At 69.4% G+C, this 25,636-nt stretch carries 23 protein-coding genes; 15 read left to right on the plus strand and 8 right to left on the minus strand.

Going from position 1 to position 25,636, the window contains the following annotated elements:
- The first annotated feature begins 47 nt into the window (after window positions 1-47).
- The 9 genes from ASD37_RS24095 (at window position 48) to ASD37_RS24135 (ending at window position 11,321) form a co-directional block, all read left to right on the plus strand.
- On the plus strand, window positions 48-1,367 hold the full coding sequence (locus ASD37_RS24095; protein ID WP_235568533.1) for a glutamine synthetase family protein: 1,320 nt from the start codon (window positions 48-50) through the stop codon (window positions 1,365-1,367).
- 37 nt (window positions 1,368-1,404) lie between these two features.
- Window positions 1,405-2,892: an APC family permease gene (locus ASD37_RS24100; protein ID WP_056557675.1), complete on the plus strand. Its 1,488-nt coding sequence runs from the start codon at window positions 1,405-1,407 to the stop codon at window positions 2,890-2,892.
- The gene (locus ASD37_RS24105) at window positions 2,889-4,196 is read left to right on the plus strand and encodes an aspartate aminotransferase family protein (protein ID WP_056557677.1); all 1,308 of its coding nucleotides are present in this window, start codon (window positions 2,889-2,891) and stop codon (window positions 4,194-4,196) included. Before ASD37_RS24100 ends, ASD37_RS24105 begins: the two co-directional genes overlap by 4 nt.
- A complete protein-coding gene (locus ASD37_RS24110) occupies window positions 4,183-5,358 on the plus strand; it encodes an amidohydrolase family protein (RefSeq protein WP_056557679.1) in 1,176 nt (391 codons plus the stop codon). The genes ASD37_RS24105 and ASD37_RS24110 overlap by 14 nt, the downstream gene beginning before the upstream one ends.
- On the plus strand, window positions 5,355-6,800 hold the full coding sequence (locus ASD37_RS32615) for an aminotransferase class I/II-fold pyridoxal phosphate-dependent enzyme (protein ID WP_056557681.1): 1,446 nt from the start codon (window positions 5,355-5,357) through the stop codon (window positions 6,798-6,800). The genes ASD37_RS24110 and ASD37_RS32615 overlap by 4 nt, the downstream gene beginning before the upstream one ends.
- Window positions 6,801-6,908: 108 nt before the next feature.
- The gene (locus ASD37_RS24120) at window positions 6,909-7,310 is read left to right on the plus strand and encodes a nuclear transport factor 2 family protein (RefSeq protein WP_235568534.1); all 402 of its coding nucleotides are present in this window, start codon (window positions 6,909-6,911) and stop codon (window positions 7,308-7,310) included.
- A gap of 178 nt (window positions 7,311-7,488) precedes the next feature.
- A complete protein-coding gene (locus tag ASD37_RS24125) occupies window positions 7,489-9,201 on the plus strand; it encodes a BCCT family transporter (RefSeq protein WP_056557683.1) in 1,713 nt (570 codons plus the stop codon).
- A 69-nt stretch (window positions 9,202-9,270) separates the two neighbouring features.
- Window positions 9,271-10,452 (plus strand): metallophosphoesterase, encoded by a 1,182-nt coding sequence (locus tag ASD37_RS24130; protein ID WP_056557685.1) that lies wholly within the window; start codon window positions 9,271-9,273, stop codon window positions 10,450-10,452.
- Window positions 10,453-10,469: 17 nt separating this feature from the next.
- Window positions 10,470-11,321 carry an endonuclease/exonuclease/phosphatase family protein gene (locus ASD37_RS24135; protein WP_082570392.1) on the plus strand — a complete coding sequence of 284 codons (852 nt, stop codon included), beginning with the start codon at window positions 10,470-10,472 and terminating at the stop codon, window positions 11,319-11,321.
- Here ASD37_RS24135 and ASD37_RS24140 read toward each other — a convergent pair.
- Complete coding sequence (locus ASD37_RS24140; protein ID WP_056557688.1) at window positions 11,318-12,331, minus strand: GTP-binding protein; 1,014 nt, start codon at window positions 12,329-12,331, stop codon at window positions 11,318-11,320. The two genes, ASD37_RS24135 and ASD37_RS24140, sit on opposite strands and share 4 nt — an antisense overlap.
- A gap of 36 nt (window positions 12,332-12,367) precedes the next feature.
- Here ASD37_RS24140 and ASD37_RS24145 point away from each other — a divergent pair, with 36 nt between their 5' ends.
- On the plus strand, window positions 12,368-12,991 hold the full coding sequence (locus ASD37_RS24145; protein ID WP_056557690.1) for a DUF3159 domain-containing protein: 624 nt from the start codon (window positions 12,368-12,370) through the stop codon (window positions 12,989-12,991).
- 23 nt (window positions 12,992-13,014) lie between these two features.
- Window positions 13,015-13,464, plus strand: coding sequence for a nitroreductase/quinone reductase family protein (locus tag ASD37_RS24150; RefSeq protein WP_056557691.1), 450 nt, complete (start codon window positions 13,015-13,017; stop codon window positions 13,462-13,464).
- Between the two features lie 6 nt (window positions 13,465-13,470).
- Here the strand turns inward: ASD37_RS24150 and pcaC are convergent, their stop codons facing one another.
- The 7 genes from pcaC to ASD37_RS24185 form a co-directional block, all read right to left on the minus strand.
- Entirely contained in the window at window positions 13,471-14,628 is a 1,158-nt protein-coding gene (pcaC, locus tag ASD37_RS24155) for a 4-carboxymuconolactone decarboxylase (RefSeq protein ID WP_056557694.1), read from the minus strand.
- Complete coding sequence (locus ASD37_RS24160) at window positions 14,625-15,821, minus strand: lyase family protein (RefSeq protein WP_056557696.1); 1,197 nt, start codon at window positions 15,819-15,821, stop codon at window positions 14,625-14,627. Before ASD37_RS24160 ends, pcaC begins: the two co-directional genes overlap by 4 nt.
- Window positions 15,818-16,378 carry a protocatechuate 3,4-dioxygenase subunit alpha gene (gene pcaG / locus ASD37_RS24165; protein WP_056557698.1) on the minus strand — a complete coding sequence of 187 codons (561 nt, stop codon included), beginning with the start codon at window positions 16,376-16,378 and terminating at the stop codon, window positions 15,818-15,820. The genes ASD37_RS24160 and pcaG overlap by 4 nt, the downstream gene beginning before the upstream one ends.
- Window positions 16,378-17,178, minus strand: coding sequence for a protocatechuate 3,4-dioxygenase subunit beta (gene pcaH, locus ASD37_RS24170; RefSeq protein ID WP_056557700.1), 801 nt, complete (start codon window positions 17,176-17,178; stop codon window positions 16,378-16,380). Before pcaH ends, pcaG begins: the two co-directional genes overlap by 1 nt.
- 18 nt (window positions 17,179-17,196) lie before the next feature.
- Window positions 17,197-18,555 (minus strand): MFS transporter, encoded by a 1,359-nt coding sequence (locus tag ASD37_RS24175; RefSeq protein ID WP_056557703.1) that lies wholly within the window; start codon window positions 18,553-18,555, stop codon window positions 17,197-17,199.
- Between the two features lie 46 nt (window positions 18,556-18,601).
- Window positions 18,602-19,471, minus strand: a complete 870-nt coding sequence (locus tag ASD37_RS24180) for a shikimate dehydrogenase (RefSeq protein WP_056557705.1) — start codon at window positions 19,469-19,471, stop codon at window positions 18,602-18,604.
- Between the two features lie 97 nt (window positions 19,472-19,568).
- Window positions 19,569-20,216, minus strand: coding sequence for a TetR/AcrR family transcriptional regulator (locus ASD37_RS24185; protein ID WP_200959997.1), 648 nt, complete (start codon window positions 20,214-20,216; stop codon window positions 19,569-19,571).
- 95 nt (window positions 20,217-20,311) lie between these two features.
- On the opposite strand from ASD37_RS24185, the gene ASD37_RS24190 reads away from it, so the two are divergent.
- From ASD37_RS24190 to ASD37_RS24205, 4 genes are all read left to right on the plus strand, one after another.
- Window positions 20,312-22,129, plus strand: coding sequence for a bifunctional sugar phosphate isomerase/epimerase/4-hydroxyphenylpyruvate dioxygenase family protein (locus ASD37_RS24190; RefSeq protein ID WP_056557709.1), 1,818 nt, complete (start codon window positions 20,312-20,314; stop codon window positions 22,127-22,129).
- 63 nt (window positions 22,130-22,192) lie between these two features.
- Window positions 22,193-22,879 (plus strand): YoaK family protein, encoded by a 687-nt coding sequence (locus ASD37_RS24195; RefSeq protein ID WP_056557711.1) that lies wholly within the window; start codon window positions 22,193-22,195, stop codon window positions 22,877-22,879.
- A 20-nt stretch (window positions 22,880-22,899) separates the two neighbouring features.
- Entirely contained in the window at window positions 22,900-24,363 is a 1,464-nt protein-coding gene (gene fumC, locus ASD37_RS24200) for a class II fumarate hydratase (RefSeq protein ID WP_056557713.1), read from the plus strand.
- On the plus strand, window positions 24,363-25,613 hold the full coding sequence (locus tag ASD37_RS24205; protein WP_056557715.1) for a threonine/serine exporter family protein: 1,251 nt from the start codon (window positions 24,363-24,365) through the stop codon (window positions 25,611-25,613). The genes fumC and ASD37_RS24205 overlap by 1 nt, the downstream gene beginning before the upstream one ends.
- Window positions 25,614-25,636 lie beyond the last annotated feature (23 nt).

Genomic DNA, 25,636 nt, shown 5'->3' on the forward strand with positions numbered 1-25,636 from the left:
CTCGCAGACTCACCTGACAGGCAGCACTCGAGATGGAGATATAGCCAGTGTCGATCGACGACCGCATAGCCGACCTGCGCGCCAAAGGCGTTGAACTGGTGGCAGGTTCGGTGACCGATCCGGCCGGTGTGACAAGGGCCAAGTACGTTCCCCTGCGCAGGCTCGGCGACTTCCAACGCTCCGGCATGGGGGTGTCGCCCTCGTGGAGCGTCTTCTGCGTCGACAGTGGAATCGCATTCACCCCGACCATCGGCGTCGCCGGTGACCTGCGGATCCGGATCGACCCGACGACCGCCCGGGTCGTCGACGACGGCATCGCATGGGCGCCGGGCAACCTCACCGACCAGGCCGGTGACGCGGCGCCGCTGTGCGTGCGCTCCCTGTTGGCGCGCACCGAACGGGCCGCCGCGGATCGCGGGTTGACCGCCCTGGTCGGCGCCGAACTGGAGTGCACGATGATCGCCCCCGACGGAGGGCCGGCGTCGACTGGGCCGTGGTCGCCGTACGGAATCAGGACGTCGCTGGAGCATTCGGCGTTCCTCGTCGACCTCGCCACCACCGCCGACCGTGCGGGCTTGAGCATCGAACAGATCCACACCGAATACGGCCACGACCAGCTCGAGGTGTCGCTGGCGCCGACCACCCCGGTCGCCGCCGCCGACGCGGTCATCCTGACCCGCATCGTCCTCGGCCGGGCGGCGGCGCGGCACGGACTGCGAATCTCGTTCGCCCCCGTGCCATTCGAGGGCGCCGCAGGCAACGGGGCACACCTGCACCTGTCGTTGGCCGACACCGACGGCCCGCTGTTCTCCGGCGGGGACGGACCGTACGGCATCCGGCCGGCCGGAGGGGCCGCGATCGCCGGCGTCGTCGCCGCGCTTCCCGATCTGATCGGGGTCTACGCGGGTTCGGCACTCTCGGCGTTGCGGCTGAAGCCGGGCAACTGGGCAGGCGCCGTGGCGTGCTGGGGCTTGGAGAACCGCGAAGCCGCCGTGCGGTTCATCGCGGCCACCCCGGGAAACCCGCACGGTGCCAACGCCGAGCTGAAACTCGTCGACCCGAGCGCCAACCCGTACCTGGCGGCGGCGGCCTTCCTGGGCAGCGCCCTCCGCGGTGTCGACCTCGGGCTCGACCTGCCCGCCGAGGTCCCCGAGAACCCGGCCGAATCTGCCACTGCCCCAGCGCCGCTGGCCACCGACCAACTCTCCGCGATAGACGCCCTCGAACGCTCCGAGGTCGCGGCGGAGCTGCTCACCCCCGAAATGGTCGAAGCCGTGGTCGCGGTGCGGCGGCACGAACTCGCGACCTACGGCGGCCGACCACCCGCCGAGACCACGCAGGCGCTGCGCCTGGCGTGGAGCTGTTGACCAAGCGCTTGCCACCCCAGCAACCGAGGAGACATCGATGAGCACGAGTACGTCACCGGCCAGTCCATCGGAGGAAACCGGTCAGCTTCCGCAGCGCCGCCTCCCGTTCTGGGTGGCGCTGGCCATGTCCGTCGCCCTGGTCGGGCCGACACTTGCCATGTCCGGCAACGGTCAGGGTCTGATCGCCACGGTGGGCAAGGCCATCCCCCTGGTGTTCCTCATCGGACTCATCGGGGTGTCGCTGGTCGGGTACAGCTTCGTCCGCCTCACCAGGCACCTCAACCACGCCGGCTCGGCGTACGGCTTGGTCGGCGGGACCATTGGGCCGCGCGCCGGGTTCTTCTCCGGCTTCGCCATGCTCGGCGCCTACGTCGGGTTCTCCATCGGCACCCTGGCGTTGACCGCGGCGTTCACCAACGCGTTCATCGCGCAGCTGCAACCGTCCAACCCGGACCCCTACCAGGTGCCGTGGCTGCTCGTGGTCGTGGTTGGCGCCGCCATCTCATTCCTGTTGTCCGGCCGTGACATTCGGCTGCTCGCCAAGATCCTGCTCGTGATCGAGGGCATCGGCATCGTGTCGATGGTGGCCCTGGTGGTGGTGATCTTCGCCAAGGGCGGAGCGCCGACGACGGGGATCGACTTCAGCGTCTTCACCTTCGACGGAGTCTCCAGCTCCGCGGTGATCAGCGGCGTGGTGGCCGCGTTCCTGTCGTGGGCGGGTTTCGAGGCCTGCGCCTCGATGGGGGAGGAAACCGACGATCCCGGGCGCAACATCCCACGGGCGCTGGCGGGGACGTTGCTCCTCACCGGTGTGCTCTTCGTGGTCGTGATGTTCGCCCAGGTGGTCGGATTCGGCACCGACGCCGCGGGTCTCGAGGCATTCCAAAGTTCTGGAAACACGTTGGGGGACTTGGGTAGCACGTACGTCGGGCAGTGGTTCAGCTTGCTCATCATCTTCACCGCCACCGTGGCGGCGTTCGGGTGTCACCTTGCGACGTCCGCGACGTCCGGCCGGATGCTGTACGCGTTCGGTCGGGACGGCTTCGGCCCCAAGGCGTTGGCCCAGATTCACGAGGGCACCGGCGGTCCCCGCTTCGCCACCTGGCTGGTGGTCGGCGTCGCGCTGGTGGTCGACCTGCTCTGCGGCGCCTTCCGCTGGCCGGACATGGGCACCGGCAACCCCGCCATCGACACGTACTTCCTGTTCGCCGTCGCGGGCTCGGTGTGCCTCATGGTCTGCTACTTGCTGGTGGAACTCGCCGCCGCGTGGTTCGTCGGCGCACCCAAGTTCGTCCGCATACACGGTGGCGGCGGCAAGGTGCTCGGTCTTGCGCTTCCGTTGCTCGGCGCGGTGGTGATCGCCGTCATCCTGTGGTTTAACGTGAAGGATGCGACGGAGTGGACCGCCGCGCCCCTGCTCGGACTGTACTGGTGTGCAGTCGGTTTGGTGATCGCGCTGGCCGCATCCGGAATCGCCAAACGGGTCGGGGCGTCGCTGAGCGCCGAGCTGGCCACCAAGGAATGAGCTCGCTCTACGCCCGCGACGAGGCTGCCGTCGCGGGAATCGAGAAGCTTCGGTTCTTCCCGTTGGAGGTGGTGTCGGGCCACGGTTCGACGTTGGTGACCCCCGACGGTCGCGAGCTGCTCGACCTGTCGGCGACGTGGACGGCGAGCGGGCTCGGGCACGGGCACCCGGCCGTCGTCGAGGCGGTCAGCCGCGCGATCCGGAGCGCGCCGGGGTCCGGCGGCCTCTCGGCGGTTCACCCGGACTCGGTGGGTTTGGCCGAGGACCTCTTGGCGCTGGTGCCCGGCAGCGGAGAGCGGCGGGTCTACCTGGGGCACGCCGGCTCCGACGCCAACGACGTCGCGCTGCGGGCCTGCCGGCACGCGAGCGGCAAGCGCACCGTCATCGCCTTCGAGCACAGCTATCACGGTGGGGTCGGGGTCGCGATGGGCGTCTCCGGCGTGCACGTGGACGCGGGCGCGCCCGCCGACCCGGATGCGGTGTTCCTGTCCTACCCCAACCCCTTTCGGCCCGGACCCGACGGGGTGGAGGCCGACGTCACGGCCTGCCTGGCGCGGGCCGAGGAACACCTGAGCAGCGACACCATTGCCTGCCTGATCGTCGAGCCGATCCTGTCCGACGGCGGCCTCGTCGTACCACCCGGCGGATTCCTGGCCCGGCTGCACGAGCTGTGCCGACGTTTTCGTGTGCCGATGATCTGCGACGAGGTGAAGATGGGTCTCGGCAGGCCCGGCACGCTGCACGCCTTCACTCACGACGGGATCGAGCCGGAGATCGTCACGTTCGGCAAGGTGCTCGGCGGCGGACTACCCCTTTCGGCCGCGGTGGGACCGGCAGAGATACTCGACAACCCGCCTGCGGCAGCACTTCTCACCACGGCGGGCAACCCGGTGTGCACCGCGGCGGGCCGCGCGGTGCTGGCCACCGTCGTCGGAGACAACCTGCCAGAGCGGGCGGCCACGGTCGGCGGTCTGCTCGCCGACGGGCTGCGGGCGCTGGCCGGCTCACCGGGCGCCGATCACATCGGCGACGTCCGTGGCCGTGGTCTGGCGATCGGTCTCGAGCTCGTCGACCCCGGCACCGGGGAGCGTGCCCCCCGGCTGGCCGCGCAGGTGGTCTACCGTGCGTGGGAGTTGGGTGCGGTCGTCTACTACGTCGGCGGCAACGTCCTGGAGATCACGCCACCGCTGGTGCTCACCGAAGCCGAGGCTGGCCGGGCGGTCGAGATCCTGGGCGCGGCCATCGCCGATGCAGCCGCAGGACGCGTCAACGCCGAGGAGGTGGCTCGATATGCAGGCTGGTGAATTGCCGGACGTCTTCGAAGGGGTACGCGGCGACGTGCCGGAGCCCCTGGCCGCGCACCTGCAGACCGTCGAGCTGGTCGACCATCACGTGCACGGCACGTTCAGCCAAGACGTTGACCGGGCCGACTTCGAGGCCTCGATCAACGAGGGGTCCACCGATCCCGTCCCGAGCTTCATGACTCAATTCGACTCGCCGCTCGGACTTTCCATCCGGCGTTGGTGCGCGCCGCTGCTGGGACTCGAGCCGCTGGCCAGCGCCGAGGATTACTGGGCGCGACGCAGCGAGTTCTCAGCGGACGACCTCTCGCGGATCATGCTGCCCGCGGCGCGCGTCGGGCGCTGGGTCGTCGACACCGGGTTCAAGGGCGACCTCATCACCACGCCCGAGCGACTCACCGAACTCAGCGGCGTGCCGTCCTCGGAGATCCTGCGGTTGGAGCGACTCGCCGAAGACCTGCTCGAGGCCGGCACGTCGGCCGAGGACTTCCCCGACGCCTTCCGGGCCGCGCTGCGGGCCGCGGTCGACGACCCAGGGGTGGTCGGCACCAAGACCATTGCCGCCTACCGCGTCGGGTTCGACGTGGACTGGACCCGCCCGTCGGACGCCGACGTCGTCGCGCACGCCAGGGACTTCCTCGCCGGCTCCCGGCCGCTCCGCGTCGACGACGCCCTTCTGATTGCATTCGGCGTGCACGAGGCCGCCGCGCACGGGCTGCCGATTCAGGTTCACGTCGGCTTCGGCGATCGGGACATGGACCTGCACCGCAGCGACCCGATGCTGCTACTGCCCCTGCTCCGCACGATGACGCCCGTCCCGGTATTGCTGTTGCACTGCTACCCCTTTCAGCGCCAGGCCGGTTACTTGGCCCAGGCGTTCGACCACGTCAACTTCGACGTCGGCCTGGCGGTCAACTACCTCGGGGTGCGGTCGACGGGGCTGGTCGCCGAGGCCATGGAAACGGCGCCCTTCGCCAAGCAGCTGTACTCGTCGGATGCGTTTGGGCCACCCGAACTGCACGTCCTCGGATCGGTGCTCTGGCGTCGCGCCATGGGCGTGGTGCTCGGCGAATGGGTCCGTGCCGGGGACTGCACCGACGACGACGCCATTCACGTCGTCAACCTCATCGGCGTGGCCAATGCGCAACGGGTGTACGGACTTTGAAGCATGACACCGCTCCGCTGTTCGACTCGCTGAGGGCGTTCGTCGAGCGTGACCAGGCGCCGTTCTACAGCCCCGGCCATAAGGGCGGCCGCACCCTCGACCCGTGGTTCCGCGACCACCTGGCCGACGTCGACCTGAACAATCTGCCCGACACCGACACGCTGCACTGCCCCGAAGGGCCGATCGCCGAGGCCGAGGAGCTCGTCGCCGATGCGTGGGGCGTCGGCAAGAGCTTCATCCTGGTGCAGGGGTCGACGAGCGGAAACATCGCCGTCGCGCTGTCGGCGCTGAGTCCAGGCGAGCCAGTGCTGGTGGCGCGCAACGCCCACAAGTCGGTGCTCGCGGGTCTGGTCCAGGTCGGGGCCAAGCCCGTCTGGCTTGAACCCCGGTGGGACGAAAGATATGGCGTCGCACACGGTCTCGACGCCGACGTCGTCGAGCGGGCCTTCGCCGAGTCGGCCGCCACGGCGCTGTGGGTGTTGCACCCGACGTACTACGGCACTACCGGTGACATCGCCGCATTGGCCGAGCTGTGCCGCCGCCACGACGCGAAACTCCTCGTCGACGGCGCGCATTCGCCACACTTCGCCTTCCACCCCGACCTTCCCACTCCCGGCGAGCGGTCCGGGGCGTCGGCCACCGTCCAGTCGGTGCACAAGATTCTGTCCGGGCTGAGCCAGGCCGCCGTGCTGCACGTCGACCCGACGCAGCTCGACCCGGCGACGGTGCGCCGCGCCCTTCAGCTGATCCAGACCACCAGCCCGCACTTCGCGATCATGGCGTCGATCGACCTCGCCCGGCGCCAAATGATGACCGACGGCCGAGAAATGCTCGAGGCGACACTGGATCGCGCCCGCCGCACCGCGGACCGGTTGGCCGCCATCCCTGGGTTGACGGTGCTGCGGCCGGATCACCTTGCAGGTCCCGGCACCGGGCTGCACCAGCTCGACGAGACGAAGCTGCTCGTCGGGACGTCGACCCTGGACATGGACGCGCGCGACGTGGTCGCCCGGCTCAACGCGGTGCACGGCGTCCAGCCGGAGCTGAGCGGCACCGGACATGTCCTGTGCATCAGCACGATTGGCAATACCGAGGCGGACATGGACCGTCTGGTCGCCGGTTTCGACGAGGTGGCCCGGCGTGCCGGAACGCGGCCGGAAGCGAGCCACGGGATGGTCGCCGACGTGCTGGCCGTGCGGCCGGAGCCGGTGCTCACCCCGCGGGAGGCGTTCTTCGCCGGTGCGGAGTCGGTGCGGCTGGCGGAGGCCGCCGGCCGGATCGCCGCCGAGGCCATCACGCCGTACCCACCCGGAATTCCGTTGGTGATGCCGGGGGAGCGGCTCGACGGTGAGGTTCTCGCATTGCTGACGGCGTTGCGCGACGGCGGGAATCCGATCAGCGCGTCCGACCCGACGATGGGGTTGGTGAAGGTCGTCCGTTAAGACCCCCGCGAGCAGTCGCAAACCTGCGTGAATCTGCGGCGTGTCGTGCACATTTGTGACTGCTCGCCGGGGGGGGTGACGGGGAAGCCGGACGACTAGGCTGCTTGAGTGCCGAACTCCGATGAGCTGTCCGCCGCGGTCATGCAGGCGGCACTCGACGTCGTCGCGGCATTCGGCGGGCACGACACCGAGCGCTACTTCGCCGGGTTTGCCCCCGAGGCGACGTTCCTGTTCCACGCCGAGCCGGAGATCCTGCCGTCGCGGGCGGCCTACGAGGCAGCCTGGGCGGGCTGGGAGCGCGACGGGTTCCGGGTGCTGTCCTGCGCGTCGCTGAACCCCCGCGTGGACGTCCTCACCGACGATGTGGTGGTCTTCACACATTCGGTGCGGACCCGCCTGGCCGGAGTCGACGACGAGCAACGCGAACGGGAGACGATCGTCTTCCGGCGTGGTGCGGACGGCCGTTGGCTTGGCGTCCACGAACATCTCTCGCTGGACCACGACGCCTGATCCCGGCCGCGTTGACGCCGTCGTCGAATCTCCTGCGGTTGACTGACCACCTGTGAGGGAGTTGTGTGTTCGTGACCCGTTCGCGAACCGTTAACCGAAGGCAGCTCACGTGACGACTGACGCGAAAACCGACATTGAACGATCCGACCAGCCGGACGAACACCGCAAACGACGCCGTGTGGTGTCCGTGCTGCAAACCGGTCGCGGTGGCGTGATCCCGCACCCCGCGCTCGACGTTCCAGTCGACGAGAAGGAACAGGCCCGCAGCCGGGGCGTCGACTGGGTGGTGTTCGGCGTCACCGCCGTCATCGCGTTGGGCTTCCTGGTGTGGGGGTTCCTCAGCACGCCGTCGCTGAAGAGCGTGTCCGGCTCGGCGCTGACCTGGACGATGGAGAACACCGGATGGCTGTTCGTCGTGACGTCGTCGGCGTTCGTGCTGTTCGTGCTGTGGTTGGCCGTCAGCAGGTTTGGTGCCATTCCGCTCGGCCGTGACGACGAGGAGCCCGAGTTCAAGACGATCTCGTGGATCGCGATGATGTTCAGCGCAGGCATGGGCATCGGACTGATGTTCTACGGTGTCGCCGAGCCGCTGTCGCACCTCGTCACGCCCCCGCCGGGCACCGGTGAAGCCGGAAATCCCGAAGCCATGCAGACCGCGATGGCCACCACGTTGTTCCACTGGACCCTCCACCCATGGGCCATCTACGCCGTCGTCGGTCTCGCCATCGCCTACGGCGTGTACCGCAAGGGCCGCCTGCAGCTCATCAGCGCCGCCTTCGCCCCCCTGATCGGTGACAAGGCCAACGGACCGCTCGGCAAGGTCATCGACATGCTCGCGATCTTCGCGACGCTGTTCGGCTCGGCCGCGTCACTTGGCTTGGGCGCGTTGCAGATTCGCAGTGGACTCAACATCGTCGCCGGTATCAGTGCTACGGGCAACGCGGTGCTGGTCATCATCATCGCCGTCCTCACCGTCGCCTTCATCTTCTCCGCGGTGTCTGGCGTCGCCAAGGGCATTCAGTGGCTCTCCAACATCAACATGGTTCTCGCCCTGAGCCTCGCGGTGTTCGTATTCATCGTCGGCCCAACGGTCTTCATCCTCAACGTGATCCCGACGTCGCTGGGCAGCTACCTGCAGGACATGGCGATGATGTCGGCGCGCAGCGGCGCCGAGGGACCCGCGGTGGACACCTGGTTGCAGAGCTGGACGGTGTTCTACTGGGCGTGGTGGCTGTCCTGGACGCCGTTCGTCGGCATGTTCATCGCGCGAATCTCCCGCGGCCGCACCATCCGTCAGTTCGTGACCGGTGTGCTGCTGGTTCCCAGCGTGGTGTCGCTGATCTGGTTCGCCATCTTCGGGGGCGCGGCGATCAGCATCCAGCAGAGCGGCGTCGACCTCGCCGGCGAGGGCACCACCGAAGGCCAGCTGTTCACGCTGCTTGACCAGTTCCCGTTCGCGACGGTCGCCAGCATCGTGGTGATCGTGTTGGTCGCCATCTTCTTCGTCTCGGGCGCCGACGCGGCCTCGATCGTGATGGGTTCGCTGTCCGAACGCGGGACCATCGAGCCGTCCCGCGGCACGGTCGTGTTCTGGGGCGCCGCAACGGGAGCCGTCGCGGCGGTCATGCTGCTGGTCGGCGGTGACGACGCCCTGACCGGGCTGCAGTCGTTGACGATCCTGGCGGCGCTGCCGTTCGTGTTGGTGATGGTGGGCTTGGCGGTTGCCCTGGTCAAGGACCTCCGCACCGATCCCATGATGATCCGTCAGCGCTACGCCGCCGAGGCGATCGACGACGCGGTCATCGCCGGTGTCGTCGAGCACGGCGACGACTTCGTCATCGCGATCGAGAAGGATCCCGACGCCCCCGACGAGGTGGTCGTCGTCCGCTAAGGGGTCGACACGCGGCGGTGTGGGTAGCCTCGGCGGTAATCTCCCCGACCCGGATCGAGGCGCTCCGCCATGTCAGACCACCAGTCGACCCAGACCGAGCCGCACGCTCGCCAACGGCGTAGGTGGTGGCTGGGCCTGGTCCCCTTCGTCATCTCGCTGATCCTGCTCGCGGTGCCGTGGTGGACGCTGCTGGCGGCGCAGACCCGCTGGCCGACGGCCGTCGTGCTCGTCGGCACGGCGGTGTTCGTGGCGGCCTTCGTCGCGCTGCCCGCCCTGATGATCATCGGGCACGGCGGCCGCCGCCCCGATTGGATGGCGGTCACCGCCGACACCCTCCTCGGGGCGGTGTGGGTGCTGTTCACCTGTTCGGTGTTGGCCCTGGTGCTGCGGGTCGCGTTGGCCGCTGTCGGGGTCGACGACCCGACGAGGTCGCGCGTCGTCGCAATCACCGTCGTCGCACTGACGCTGGCCGTCCTCGCCTGGGGTCACTACGAGGCGATGCGCGTGCCGCGCGTCAGGTCGCTCGACGTCGTCGTCCCGCGGCTCGGCGCTGGGCTCGACGGCCTGCGGGTGGTCATGGTCACCGACACCCACTACGGGCCCATCGACCGGAGCACGTGGTCGACGGGTGTGACCGAGCGCGTCAACGAGCTCGACGCGGACCTCGTCTGCCACGTCGGCGACATCGCCGACGGCACCGTCGCGATGCGTGAGCCGCAGGCCGCCCCGCTGAAGGCGATGCGCGCCAGCCTCGCTCGCGTCTATGTGACCGGCAACCACGAGTATTACGGCGAGGCGCTGGGATGGCTCGACTACATGGCAGGCATCGGCTGGGACGTCCTGCACAACAGACACGTCGTGGTCGAGCGCGGCGGTGACCGGTTGGTGGTCGCAGGAGTCGACGACGCGACCGCCGCGGGTTCCGGAGTGGCCGGTCACGGGGCCGACCTGTCGGCTGCGCTGGCGGGGACGGACCCGAATCTGCCCGTCCTTCTGCTGGCGCATCAGCCCAAACAGATCCCGGCGGCCGTCGCGGCGGGGGTGGACCTGCAGATCTCCGGGCACACCCACGGCGGCCAGATCTGGCCGTTCAACTTCTTCGTCCGGCTCGATCAACCCGTCGTCCACGGGCTGAGCCGCCACGGCGAACGCACCCAGCTCTACGCCGGTCGCGGCACCGGGTTCTGGGGGCCGCCGTTCCGAATCTTCGCATCGAGCGAGATCACGGTGCTGACGCTGCGCCGAGCGTGAGGTCACGACGCCGGAGGGTGCCCGTTGCCTCGTTCGACGTGGCGTCGAAGCGGTGGGTCGACGGCGGTGGCGCCGCGCCGGTGGTCCGCGACGAGCTGGTGGTGGCGACGTTCAACGTCTGGTTCAACGACTTTCACGCCGAGGCGCGCTTCCGCGCGATTGCCGACGTTCTGGCCCGAAAGATGCCGGACGTCATGGTTTTTCAAGAGGTCACCCCGGCCGCGTTGGCGGTATTCCTCGCCGAGCCGTGGGTCCGGGTGCGGTACCGGCGGGCCGAGGTCACCGGTGGCAGCCTCGGCAACTACGGCATGCTGATGCTGTCCCGATTGCCGATCGCGAACGTCACCTACACGCCGCTTCCCACCAATCTCGCCCGTGGCTTCATGACCGCGGAACTCGAGACCGGCGGTCAGCCCCTGACGGTCGTCGCACTGCATCTCGAGAGTGGAAAGGCGGCCGCACGGTTGCGATCGCGCCAGCTGGGCCAGATCTTCCGATCCCTTCGCCGAACCGAGAATGCCGTCGTGCTCGGCGATTTCAACATGCGCGACTCCGAGAACGGGCGCATCGGCGAGCCGTACCGCGACGTCTGGCCGATGCTGCGACCGGACGAGCACGGCTTCACGGAGGACACGACGATCAACCTCATGCGGCTCGACAGCAAGAACAAGCAACGCCACGTCCGGTTCGACCGGGTGCTCCTGAAGGGTCGCGGTTGGGCGGCGACCGACGTCGAATTGCTGGGGACGGAGCCGATCTCCAGCGCGCTGCCGAGGGTGTTCCCTTCCGACCACTTCGGCGTACTGTGCCGGCTGAAGCCGCAACCGGTGACCGAAAGTGCACGACCGCAAAGATTTTGGCGCCGCTAGAAGCTGAGCCGCCGATACCGCTGGAGCCGTCGCATGCTCACCGCGGACACGGTGCCGTCGTGTGGACGCAACGCGGCGTCGACCCGGGTGCGTACCTCGTCGACGTCGAAGTGGGTGCCGATGGCGACCAGGCAGTTGGTGCGGGCCTTCGGCGGTGCCGTCGCGACGTGGACGGACGACCCGACCACGTTGACGACGTAGCTACGCACCCGTTCGCGTGAGCGGACGGCGACGGTGCCCTTGAGCCGATAGACGCCCGCGGGCGGCGCCTCGAGGAGGTCCAGCAGCACGCCGGGGTCGACGCAGCCGTCGCCGGTCGCGGTGACCGAGGCGGCGTGCACGTGCTCTGGCTGGTCGGCGTGCGCGTCGACGAGGAGGTCGCGGATCGACAGCTGACCCGAGCCGTCGTCGTCGCTCACGTCGTACAGCAGGGACGGGTCGATCCTGGCGCCGACCGCCCCGACCACGTGCGCATCCGGATTGCGCTCGCGGATACGCGCTTCGATGCGGGCCACCGTGGCGTCCCTGGTGTCCTCGGGGAGCTGGTCGAGCTTGTTCACCACGATCAGCGACGCCGCCCCGTACCTGGCGAGCGGACCGCCACCGCGGTCGACGACGTCGAAGTGCGTGACGGCGTCGATGACGTCGACGACACCGCCAGGCCGCACCCGCTCGACGCCGCTGAACCGGATGAGCCGCGACACCGCGACCGGATCGGCCAAGCCGCTGGCCTCGACCACGATGGCGTCCAACGCCAGCCGGGGGTCGGACAGCTTCTCCAGCGCCTCGTCCAGCCCGTTGTCGTCGTCGAGGCAGCAGACGCAGCCGCCGGCGATGGACACGGGTTCGTCGACCTGGCCCGATACCAGGGCGGCGTCGACGTTGACGTCACCGAAGTCGTTGATGACGACGCCGATTCGCGCACCTGGCGCGCGGAGGACGTGGTTGAGCAGGCTCGTCTTGCCGGCACCGAGGTACCCGGTCAACGCGATGACGGGGATGGCGGGCACCCGAGGAGTCTAGGGGGAGTCAGTACCCTCGGCGAAGTGGATGCCCCGACGCCCCTGAGCTCGCTGCTCGTGCGGGCTGGCGGCATCCGGGGCTTGATCTACACCTCGCTTCCGGTCACGGCCTTCGGCGCGGTCAACGTCGTGGTGTCGCTGCAGTGGGCGTTGGGGATCGCGCTGGGCATCGCTGCCCTGATCATGGTCTGGCAGCTGATCCGACGGGAATCCGTCCGGCCCGCGCTGTTCGGCTTCGCCGCCGTCGCGGTCGGCGCGGGCGCGGCCTTCGTGACCGGCCGGGCCAAGGACTTCTACCTGCCGGGCATCGTGACGTACGTCCTGCTGGGGACGGTGTTCACGGTGTCGGTGCTCGTCCGCCGACCGCTCATCGGCGTCGGCTGGGCGTGGATCACCGGTCGGGACGGCACCTGGCGGCGGGTGCGCCGCGTCCGCCGCGCCTTCGACCTGGTCACCGTCATGATGGCGGTCGCGTCCTGGGCGCGATTCGGCGTGCAGTACTACCTCTACGAGACCGATCAGGCCGAGCTGCTGGCCGCGGCGCGCGTCGTGATGGGGTGGCCCATCTGGATCGTCACCTCGACCCTGATCTACTTGGCCATCCGGACCGCCATCCGGGCGTTGCCGCGCTCGGCCGAGGCGGGTTAGATCGAGTCGGAAGGGATCTACCCATGAGCTTCATGGACGAGCACCTCAAGGCGTACCTCGCCTCGGGCGGCGCGGAGGGCCACATCCTGGACCTGAGCTCCGCCGGCGGCCATGCCATCACGACCCACTGTTTGATCAAGGTGGTCGGGCGCAAGTCCGGCACGCCGTACGTCCGGCCGCTCATCTACGGCAACGTCGGCGGCGAGATCGTGATCGTCGCGTCCAAGGGCGGCGCCGACACCGATCCCGAGTGGTACCTCAACATCCGCGAGAGCGAGACGATCGGCGTGCAGATCGCCACGCAGGCGTTCGAAGCCACCTGGCGCGAGCCCGAATACGAGGAGCGCCACCAGGTGTGGGCGTACATGACGCACCTGTATCCGCCCTACCTTGGCTACCAGACGTCGACGACGCGGCACATTCCCGTGGTGATGCTGCGCGCGGAGCGCCCCATCCCCGTCTTCACCGAGTGACGTAGGTCAGGGTTCCGCGAGCACGGCCGACGCGATCCGGAACGCCGTGTTGGCGTCGGGCACCCCGCAGTAGATCGCGGTCTGCATGAGCAGTTCCTTGATCTCGTCCTCGGTCAGGCCGTTGCGGCGGGCGGCACGCACGTGCATCGCCAGCTCCTCGTGGTGTCCCCTGGCGACGAGCGCGGTCAGGGTGATCATGGAGCGACTGCGTCGGTCGAGGCCGGGGCGGGTCCAGATGGTACCCCAGGCGTACTCGGTGATCATCTGCTGAAAGTCCGCGGTGAAGTCGGTGGTGGCGGCGACTGCGCGGTCGACGTGGGCGTCCCCGAGTACCGCGCGGCGGACGGCCATGCCCGCGTCGTGCACCCCGGCGGTGGTCTCGGGGCGGGTGGAGTCGACGCCACAGTGCGCGGCGATCAGGTCGGCCACCGCCGCAGGGGACTCGGCGGGCGCCAGGTGCCCGACTCCGTCGAGCACCACCAGCCGGCCGTTGCGCACTCCGGAGGCGATGCGCTGCAACGACTCCGGTGGTGTCGGGACGTCGTGGGAGCCGGCGACGGCGAGGACGGGTGCCTCGATATCGGCGAGCCGGTCGGTGACGTCGAAGGCGGCCAGGGCCTCACACGTCTGGGCGTAGCTCTCGGCGTCGGCGTCGCGCAGGGCGGCGAGCAGGGCGGCGGCCCGGTCGGGCTGGCGGTCGACGAACCCGGGTCCGAACCAGCGCTCGGCCGAGCCGGCCAGCACCGCGGCCGTCCCGCCGGCGCGGACGGTGGCTGCGCGGTCGTGCCAGCCGTCGGCGGTGCCGATCTTCGCGCCGCTGCACAGCACCGTGGCTGAGGTGACCCGGTGCGGCGCGTCCAGCAGCAGTTGCAGTCCGACGGCGCCGCCGACGGAGTCGCCCGCGTAGTGGAACGTGTCGGCGCCGAGCCGGTCGGCCAACTCCAGCACGGCCGCGGCGAGGTCGGCGACGGTGAACGGTTCGGCGGCGGGGCTGCGGCCGTGGCCGGGGAGGTCCCAGGCGACGACGCGCAGGTGGGTCCTCAGGTGGCGGGCGGCTGGTGCCCACAACGTGTCGGCGGAGGTGCCCAGTGACGGCCCGAGCAGCAGGACGGGGGCGTCGGTTGGGCCGCCGACGTCGGTGCCGACGAGGCGGGGCACGGTCATGGCGCATCCTTCAGGTAGTCGGCGGCGCGGTCCAGTGTGGCGTCGACGAGTCGGTCGGTCACTCCGAGGTAGGTTGAGTTGGGTTGCCGGTCAACGATTTTCGCCATCGTACGCTGCTCGGCGCCGAGGTCGCCCGCGGCGGCGAGATTGGCCGCGGCCCGGTCGGGATGGACCCGCAGGCCGGTGACCAGCTCGGTGGTGTGGACGGCGGCGACCACGGTGCGCCGCGCCAGGGTCGCGATGGTGGCCCACTCGGCGTGCCAGCCGCCGTCGGCGCGTTCGTCGACGCTGACCGCGGCGGCGGTGTGCAGCGTGCCGGCCAGCGGACCGGCGGTCAGGGCGGCGCGGCGGATCAGCACCGAGCGGACCGGGTTGTTCTTGTGCGGCATGGTCGACGAGCCACCGCCGCTGCCCTCGGCGAATTCGCCGATCTCGGTACGGCTTGCGGTGGCGACGTCGGCGGCGACATGCCCCCACGCGTCGCACAGCCCGGCCAGGGCGTCCCCGACGCGGGTCAGGGGCGCCCGGGTCGTGTGCCACGGCGGTACGGCCGCCAACCCGAGCCGCCCGGCGACCCCCTCGGTCAGCTCGAGCGCGCCGTCGACGGAGCCGGCCAACTCGACGACCGCGGCCAGGGTCCCGACGGCCCCGCCCAGCTGGGCGGGCAGGCCCTCCCGTAGGGCGGCGAGCGGACCGGCCGCGTCGAGCAGCCCGTTCAGCCAGACGGCTGTCTTTGCCCCGACGGTGCTGGGCAGTGCGGCCTGGGTCAGGGTGCGGGCCAGCATCGGTCTGCGCCGGTGTGTTTCGGTCAGCGTGACCAAGGCGCCGACCTGGGTGGCGACCTCGTCGGTCAAGCGGTCCAGCACGTCACGTAGGCACAGCATGAGCGCGGTGTCGACGACGTCCTGGCTGGTGAGCCCGCGGTGCAGCCACCGTGACGTTGGTTCGGGGGTGCGTTCGCGCAGCAGGGCGACCAGCGCGGAGGCGGGGTTGCCGTCGGCGTCGGCAGCGCGGGCGATCTGCTCGGCGTCCACCTCGACGGGCACGGTGAATGCGGCTGCGGCAGGGGCGATCCTGGCGTCGACGAGGCCGTCGAGCCAGGCCTGCTCGACGGCGATCATGGCGCGCAGGAAGGCGGCGTCGCTCATGGCGTCGCCGGCGAGGTGGTCCCCGGGCCAGAACAGGTCGGTCACGCCCGGTGGCCGGGGTAGCGCAGGAACACCGTCTCGTCGGGTCCTTGCAGGCTGACGTCGAACCGCAGCCCGGTCTGATCCGGGGTGGCGATGAGGGTGTCGCGCCGGTCGGCGGGCAGCGAGGCCAGCAGCGGGTCGGCGGCCAGATGGTCCCCGGGCAGGTACGCCCGGGTGAACAGCCGATTCAGCAGGCCCCTGGCGAAGATCGTCACCAGGATGAACGGTGCCGCAGCAGGATTGACCGCACCGGGTGGCACCGTCGAGAAGGAGTAGTAGCCCTCGTCGTCGGTGGCGGCGCGGCCCCAGCCGGTGAACGTCCACCCGTCCCGGCGTAGGGCCCCTGTCGCGGTGGGCACGGTGCCGTCGGCGTCGGCCTGCCAGATCTCCAACAGCGCGTCGGGAACCGGGGTGCCGTCGCCGTCGGTGACCACACCGTGGAACCGGATCGCACCCGGGGAGCCGGGCGGCACGAGGTCGGCTCCGCGGTCGAAGGGCAGGGCGTAGCCGAAGAACGGGCCGACGGTCTGGCCGGGCGTGGCGGTCAGCAGGGTGCTCATCAGTGCTCGTCCTCCGGGGTGTCCGCAGTGGTCTGGATGGGGGTGCGGGTCGGGCCGGTCAGCACGATGTCCCAGCGGTACCCCGTGGCCCACTCGTGGGTGGTGACGTCGTGGTCGTAGGCGGCGACAAGTCGGTCGCGGGCCTTGCGGTCGGTGATCGCCTGGTAGATCGGGTCCAGCGCGAACAGCGGATCGCCGGGGAAGTACATCTGGGTGATCATCCGCTGGGTGAACTCGGTGCCGAACAGCGAGAAGTGAATGTGCGCCGGGCGCCACGCATTTCGGTGGTTCTTCCACGGGTACGGTCCGGGTTTGATGGTGGTGAACCGGTAGTTCCCGTCGTCGTCGGTCAGGCAGCGCCCGGTCCCGGTGAAGTTCGGGTCGATCGGGGCGGGGTGTTGGTCGCGTTGATGGATGTAGCGGCCCGCGGCGTTGGCCTGCCAAATCTCGACCAGCTGGCGGCGCACCGGGCGGCCGTCGCCGTCGACGACGCGCCCGGTGACCACCATCCGCTCGCCGATCGGCTCCCCGCCCTGCCCGATGGTCAGATCGGCCTCCAGGGTGCCGACGTCGCGCGGCCCGAAGCACGGCGTCCAGAGTTCCACGCCCTCGGGGTCGGCGTGGTGCAGGTCCTTGGTGGGGTGCCGTAGCACGCTGCTGCGGTACGGCGCATAGTTCAGGCGTGGTTGGGTCTCCTCGACCCCGGCCCGCTGATACGCGGACTCGATCGCCTCGATCTCTGCGCTCACCTCGGCCTGGCTGGTCGCCGCACGATCCGAACTGGTTGCCGCACTGGACATTGCGTTCACCCTTCCGTTCTACTGGTTGACCAGTTTGCGCGCCGCCGCGTCTGGGTTGACGCCCAGCAGCGGGGTCGGCACGGACTTGGTCTCGCGGGCGGTCAGGGCCGATGCCGCCGCGATGACGCAGACGACGGCGGTGAAGGCGCCGATGACGACCCAGCCGCCTTCGCGGATGCCGCCGAGCGCGGTGACGATGGTCGGCGCGAAGCCGGCCACCAGGAAGCCGAGCTGGGTGCCGATCGCCACGCCGGAGAAGCGCACCTTGGTGCTGAACATCTCGTTGTAGAACGACGGCCACACGGCGTTGGCCGCGCCGTAGCCGAACGCGAACGTCGCGATGGCGAGCACGAAGGTCAGGGTGTGGTCGGCGTTGCTCATCGAGAGCATGTAGAAGGGCATCAGAGCCGCGGAAGACAAAGCGCCGTAGACGAATACGGGCTTGCGGCCGATCTTGTCGGCGAGCATGCCGAACAGCGGTTGGGTGCCGAGCGCGACGACGTTGGCCACGACCACCAACCACAGGGTGATGTCGGCGGGCAGCCCGACCTTCTTGCCGTAGGCGATGGCCAGGGTGCCGAAGACCGTCGAGACGGCAGCGATGAAGGCGCAGAAGAAGACTCGCAGCACGTCGCGCCAGTGGTCCTTCACCAGCGGCTTCAGTGGCATCTTGGCGAGGTCGCCCGCGGCCTTGGCCTCTTCGAATTCCGGCGTCTCGTGCAGCTTGCGGCGGATGAAGTAGGCCACCAGGACGACGACCGCGCTGAGCCAGAACGGAACTCGCCAGCCCCAGGACAGCTCGTCCTCGTCGGACAGTGAGACGAACGGGATCAGCACCAGCGACGCGAGGATGAGGCCGCCCTGGGTTCCGGTCAACGTCCACGACGTGTAGAACGCGCGCTTGTCGTCGGGGGCGTGCTCGAGGGTCAGCGAGCTGGCTCCGGCCTGCTCGCCCGCGGCCGAGAAGCCTTGCAGCAGACGGCAGAGCACGAGGAGGCTGAGCCCGAGGTAGCCGGCCGTGCCGTAGGTGGGCAGGCAGCCGATCGCGAACGTGGAGACGCCCATCAGCACGATGGTGAACATCAGCACCTTCTGGCGGCCGATGCGGTCGCCGAAGTGGCCGAGCACGAACGCGCCGACGGGGCGGGCGAAGTAGGCGACGCCGAAGGTGGCGAACGACATCAGCAGAGCGGCCTGTCCACCGCCCTCGGGGAAGAACACTCTCGGGAAGATCAGCGCCGCGGCCTGACCGAAGAGGAAGAAGTCGTAGTACTCCACGGCGCTGCCCATGAAGCTGGCCAGGGCGGCCCGCTTCGGAGTGCGCGCCGGTCCACCCGGCGGCGTACCGCCGGGTGTGTTCTGGTGGATTGCGGTCATTGGAATCCTCCTAGGTTCCCTGCGTTTGACGATCTTTGGGGGTGAATCACGAAACGAGACTTCGGAAGTGCCGCGACATCCTTGCGGCGTCCGGGGTGATGCCGGTGATGAGTTCGAAGGCGGTGGTGGCCTGGTGTACGGCCATGTGTCCGCCGTCGAGCGTGCGGCAGCCGACGCGGCGGGCGGCGCTGAGAAGCGCAGTGTCCAGCGGCCGGTAGACGATGTCGGCGACCCAGAGCCCCGAGTGCAGGAGGCCCTCGTCGAACGGCAGCCCGGGGTGGTCTGCCATGCCGGTGGGCGTGCAGTGGACGACGCCGTCGGCGTGCGGGAGCAGCACCGCCAGCTTGTCGAAGTCCGCCGCGTCGACCCGAGCCTCGGGATGCCGGGCGGACAATTCGCGCGCCAGCGCCGTGGCGCGGTCGACGTCGACGTCGACGACCGTGAGGTGGCCGGCCCCGAGGTCGAGCAGGGCGTGTCCGACGGCCGTGCCCGCACCGCCCGCGCCGAGTTGGACGACGTCACCGGTTGCGGCGTCGGGCAGTCCCTCGGCGAAGCCGGTGGCGAAGCCGGGCGCGTCGGTGTTGTAGCCGACGGTCCGGGTGCCGTCGAAGACGACGGTGTTGACCGCCCCGAGGGTGGCGGCCGCGGCGTCGACGTCGTCGAGGTGGGGAATGACGAGCTGCTTGCACGGATGGGTGACGTTGAGAGCGTTGAAGCCGAGGGCTCGGGCCCAGCTCAGCACCTCGCCGATTTGCTCGGGAGCGACGCCGATGTCGTGCAGGTCGACGGTGCGGTAGAGGTAGTCGAGGCCGTGCGCCTTGGCCTCGGCCATGTGCAACGCCGGGGTGAGGGATGGGCCGACGCCGACGCCGACGAGCCCGACGAGGAAGGGTCTGGTTGCTGGCTGGACCGCCACGGTGCACCGCTCTCTAATGTACTAACTGGTACGTACAAGAAGTAGAGCAGTGTGGTGTGGGTCTCGTCAACCCTCGATTCGTGAGCGGGGTCTCGCGTCAGCGGGTGGTGAGCCAGCCGACGACGACGTCGCCGATCATCCTGCGCATGTGCGCGCGCTGCGTCAGCTCGGTGAAGTCGACGCCGAAGAGGAAGCCGAACGTGTGCTTGTTGGCTACCTGGAAGACGCAGTAGGAGCTGATCACGATGTGGACGTCGAGTGCGTCGACGTCGTCGCGGAAGGCGCCCTGGTCGCGGCCCCGCGCGAGGATCTCCTCGAGTAACGACGTGGCCGGCCTGGAAATGGTGCGCAACGAGTCGATCCGGCCGATGAATTCGCCGCGGTGGATGTTCTCGATGGAGACCAGCCTGATGAAGGCCTGATGGTCGAGGTGGTGGTCGAACGTGAGCTCGGCCAGGCGGCGCATCGCCACCACCGGGTCGACGTGGTCGACCTGCAGCTTCTGTTCGGCTTCGCGGATGCCGCGGTAGGCGTTCTCCAGAACGGCCAGATAGAGGCCTTCCTTGCCGCCGAAGTAGTAGTAGATCATCCGCTTGGTGGTGCGGGTGCGCTGCGCGATCTCGTCCACCCGGGCGCCGGAGTAGCCCGACTCGGAGAAGACCTCGGTGGCGACGGCGAGTACCTCGGCGCGGGTTCGCTCGGCGTCGCGCTGCAGTTCCCGCTTCGGCTCGGGGACGGTCACGATCGGCAGCTTACTGCGCCGTCGGCGACGTCCTTCGCCTTCACCCTTCCGAATGTATGAACTGTTTAGTACATTAAAGTGTGATTGGAGGCACACCCATGAAGACGTCCATCGCCACCGTGTCGATTAGCGGGTCCCTTGTCGAAAAATTGCACGCCTGCGCCGGCGCGGGTTTCGACGGTGTCGAGATCTTCGAGCCCGACCTGATCGCCAGCGACCACAGCCCCGAGGAGATCCGCGGCCTGGCCCGTCGGCTGGGGTTGTCCCTTGACCTGTATCAGCCGCTGCGCGACATCGAAGGCGTCGACGAAGCCACCTTCGTCGAGAACCTGCGCCGCGCCGGGGCCACCTTCGCCACCGCCCAGCGCCTGGGCATCGGCACCGTCCTGGTCTGCAGCAACGTGGCGACCGCGACGGTCGACTCCGTCGAGCACTCCGCGGAACAGCTGCGCCGACTCGGCGACGTCGCCGCCCGGTATGACGTCAAGGTCGCCTTCGAGGCGCTGGCCTGGGGACGCTTCGTCGACGACTACCGGCGAGCCTGGCGCATCGTCGAACTGGCCGACCACCCGTCGGTCGGGGTCTGCCTCGACAGCTTTCACGTGCTCTCCCGCGGGCACGACCCGGCCGCCATCGAGGACATCCCCGCCGACAAGATCTTCTACCTCCAACTCGCCGACGCCCCCGCGCTGTCCATGGACGTGCTGTCGTGGAGCAGGCACCACCGGCTGTTCCCCGGCGAAGGCGACTTCGACCTCGCGACGTTCGTCGCCCACGTTCTGAAGACGGGTTTCGACGGACCCCTGTCGCTGGAGGTCTTCAACGACACCTTCCGGCAGACCGACCCAGACAGGACCGCCGTGCACGCCCTGCGCTCGCTGGTGTGGTTGCAGGACAAGGTCGCCGACCTTCCCGGGGTGGGGCGTGGCGCGAGCCTGACCCCGGTTGCCGACGCCAAGCCGCCCGTCGGCTTCGACTTCGTCGAGCTCAAGGCCGAGGACACCAGCGACGTCGAAATCCTGCTCGAACAACTGGGTTTCGTGCCGAGCGGTCGGCACCGCACCAAGCCGGTGTCGCTGTGGACCTCCGGCGACGTCCGCATCGTGCTCAACGAGCACCAAGCCCGCGATCTCGCTCCCCACGTCGCCGCGATCGGCCTTCAGGTACCCGACGCCGACGCCACCTCGCGCCGCGCCACCGACCTGATGGCACCGGCGGCCTACCGGAGGACCTACGCCGCCGAACAAGCGCTCGGCGGGGCGGTCGCGCCCGACGGCACCGAATTCTTCTGGGTCACCGCGCCGCCGGCCGGCGCTCCGCCGCCATGGGTCGCCGAGTTCGAGAACGGACTCCCGCCGGCGTCCGACGGGCTGCTTCGGCAGGTCGACCACGTCAACCTCGCCGTGCCGTGGCAGACCTCCGACGAGGCCGTGCTCTTCCTGACCAGTGTGTTCGGCCTCGCCGCCGACGCACCCACCGAAGTCGCGGGGCCGAGCGGGCTGGTGCGCAGCCAGGTCATGCGCACCGCCGACGGCTCGATTCGCTTGCCGCTCAACGTCGCACCGCAGGTGCTCGAGACGGCCGACATGCCGCAGCACGTCGCGTTCGCCTGCACCGACGTCGTCGCCGTCGCCCGCGCGGCCAGGGCACGGGGTATGCGCTTCCTGGCCGTGCCGGACAACTACTACGACTACGTGGCGGGCCGATTCGGCGTCGACGCCGACACGGTCGCCGAACTGCGCGAGCTCGACCTGCTCTACGACCGCAGCCCCGACGGCACGTTCGTGCACTTCTACACCCGCACCGTCGGGTCGGTGTTCTTCGAATTCGTCCAGCGCGTAGGTAATTACGACGGCTATGGCACCGACAACGCCCCCGTGCGGTTGGCCGCCCAGCGGGTGCGCGCTACCGGATAGCCCCCATCGCGCGGTGACGCCACCAGGGACGACATCCTCGGTTCGGTGACCCAGACTTGAGCCATGCATCGGGATCAACGCATGGCGGTCGTCGTCGCCGCGGTGCTGACCTTCGGCACGGGCGTCCTCGACGTGCTCGTCCTGGCTCGACTCGGCGGCGTGTTCGCCAGCGTGATGACGGGAAACCTGGCGCTGATGGGGCTCGGTCTGGCCCGCGCCGACGTCGCCACGATCGTCCACACCGTCGTCGCCGTCCTCAGTTACGTGGTCGGCGTCGCCGTCGGCAGCGCGGTCACCGGACCCCGTGAGCCGGACCACCCGGTGTGGCCCCGCCGAGTCACCGCCGCCCTGGCCGTCCAACTGGCACTGCAGTGCGTGCTGGCCGTGGGCTGGGCCCTCACCGGAGGCGATGCCGTGGGCGGCATCCAAATGGCGCTGCTGGCAACGGCAGCGGCGAGCATGGGTCTGCAGGGGGCCGCGGTGCGTGGTCTCGGCGTCACCCTGGCCACCACGTACCTGACCGGCACGCTGACCGGGTTGATCGCCAACCGCATGCTGTCGAAGCCGTCGCGGGCCGACGCCGCGGGGGTGACAGCGCTGGTCGCCGCGGTCGCCGGCGCCGCCTGCGGTGGGCTGACACTCGCCACCGTGCCCCTCGTCGCGCCGGTTTGGTGCCTGGTCTCCGTCGTCACCGTCATCGTCATCGCGGAGTGGCGTCACCGCCATGCCGTCCACCACGTCTCACAATGAATCGTCGAAGGGAGAACGTCATGCAGAACCCCACCCCCGAGGTCGTCCCGACCTACACCCAGGTACCGGTCGGCCTCGACGCCACCGGGATGCGCAGCGAGTTCGACAGCCTCGGCTCCGTGGACGTCCCCGCCGACCGCTATTGGGGCGCGCAGACGCAGCGTTCCCTGATCCACTTCTCGATCGGCAACGACCACATGCCGATCGAGGTGTACCGCGCCTACGGTCAGGTGAAGAAGGCCTGCGCCCTGGTCAACGAGCGGGCCGGCCGACTGGAGGATTGGCGGTCCAAGGTCATCGTGCAGGCCGCCGAAGAGGCGATCGCCGGCACGCTCGACGACGAGTTCCCGCTCTTCGTCTGGCAGACCGGCTCGGGCACCCAGAGCAACATGAACGTCAACGAAGTGTTGTCCAACAGGGCAATTCAACTCCTGGGTGGTGAGCTCGGCAGTCAGCAGCCCGTCGGCCCCAACGACCACGTCAACATGGGGCAGAGCAGCAACGACACGTTCCCCACCGCGATGCACGTCGCAGCCGTCACCGAACTCGACGACCGGCTGATTCCCAGCGTCGAGGCGCTCAGTCGCGAAATCGCCGACAAGGCAACGCAATGGTCCGACGTCGTCAAGATCGGCCGCACCCATCTCGAAGACGCGGTGCCCCTGACAGTCGGTCAAGAGTGGTCGGGCTACGCGGCGCAGCTCGACGCCTGCATCGCCGAACTGCGCCACGCCAGGGAGGGCCTGCTCGAGTTGGCCGTCGGCGGCACGGCCGTGGGCACCGGCCTCAACGCCCCGGCGGGGTTCAGCGTCGACGTCGCCGCCGAACTCGCCAGCCTGACGGGAGCGGAATACGTCACGGCGCCAAACAAGTTCGCCGCCCTGGGATCGTTGGACGCGATGGTCCGTGCGCACGCCGCGCTGCGCGGTCTCGCCGTCGCACTGATGAAGATCGCCAACGACATGCGCTGGCTCGCGTCCGGCCCGCGCTGCGGACTCGGCGAACTGCAACTCCCCGCCAACGAACCCGGGTCGTCGATCATGCCCGGCAAGGTCAACCCCACGCAGTGCGAGGCGCTGGTGATGATCTCCATCCAGGTCATCGGCAACGACACCGCGGTGGCGCTGGCCGGCTCGCAGGGCAACTTCGAGCTGAACGCGATGCGGCCCGTCATCATCAACAACTTCCTGCACTCCGCCCGCATCCTGGGCGACGGATGCGCGAAGTTCCTCGAATTCTCGGTCAAGGGAACGACTCTCAACAACGAGCGAATCACCAAGTACGTCGACGAGAGCCTGATGTTGGTCACCGCGCTCAGCCCCGTCATCGGCTACCAGAACGCCGCGCACATCGCCGAGGACGCGTTGGCCAAGGGCACGACCCTGCGCGAGGCCGCGGTGGCGTCCGGGCACGTGACCGACGAGCAGTTCGACTCGGTCGTGGACCCGAAGAGCATGGTCGGTGACGGGGTGGGCGGCGCTTGATGCAGACCGACGGGGCCGATGCGACGGACCCCGCACCGGGCCTCGTGCTCGACGCGGCGGCGGTGCTGTACGCCAGCGGCCAGTCCACCGGGATGACGCTGGCCGCCGTCGACCGGTTGAACGAGGGGCTCGGTACGACGGGCACGCTGGTCCCCACGTGGCCGTCGCTTCAGCTCGTCGGCCCACGCGGCGCGGTTCGCGTCGCCGCTGGTTCACCGACCGGCCTGAACATGAGGCGGGTCGCCGCGACGATGACAGTCGTGGACCGCGCCCAGGACGGTCCGCTCGACGCCGGTACCGTACGTGACGAATTAGCTTCGGCCAGAAAACAACCCATTTCCAACACGCTGATCTTCAGCCTCGCCTGTGCCACCGGGGCGGGCGCCCTCGCGGTGATCTTCGGGGCGCAGCATCCGACCGTGGTGCTGGTCGCCGCCCTCAGTGCGGCACTGGGCGGGCTCGCCCGGCGAGGTGTCGCGAAACTGCACGGCGAGGCGCTCACCCAGGCGTTCGTCGCGGCGCTCATCGCGGGCCTCGTCGGTGTCGTCGCCGATCGTCTGCACGTGGCCGACGCCACCGGTCTCGTGGTCCTCTGCCCGGCGATGGTCTTGGTGCCAGGTCCCCATATCCTCAACGGCGCGTTGGACTTACTGTCACTGCGGGTGTCCTTGGGCATGGCGCGTCTTGGCTTCGCGGCGCTGGTCCTGACGGCGGTCGCCACCGGGCTCATTCTCGGGCTCGCCGTCGGCGATCTCGACATCGCGGTTGGCCAGGCGGGCGCACCGGTGCCTGTCGGCGTCGACGTTCTGGCGGCGGGTGTCGCGGCGGGCTCCTACCCGATCTTCTTCTCGATGCCCTACCGGATGATCGTGTGGCCGGTGGCGGTCGGAATGCTGGTGCACGCCGCCCACTGGTTCGCGCTCGCGATGTGGCACGTCGACGTCGCGACCGCGGCGTTCGTGTCCGCCCTGATTGCGGGCATCCTCTTGGTGCCGATCGCGCACCATCTGCGAATGCCGTTCGCAGCCATCGGCTTTGCGTCCGTGGTGGCGCTCGTGCCGGGCGTCTACGTGTTCAGGATGCTCAGCGGACTGGTGAGATTCGCGTACGCGCCGACACCCGATCTCCTGACGGCGTTGGCTTCGGACGGGGCGGTGGCGGCGCTGATCATCGCGGGGTTGGCTTCGGGGCTGGCGTTGCCCATGCATGCCTACGCCGTCGCGACGGCGAATCGGGTGACGCGGGTCTGACGCGGGTTTCTTGTCGGACCCCG

The sequence above is a fragment of the Mycobacterium sp. Root135 genome, assembly GCF_001426545.1.
GTDB lineage: Bacteria > Actinomycetota > Actinomycetes > Mycobacteriales > Mycobacteriaceae > Mycobacterium.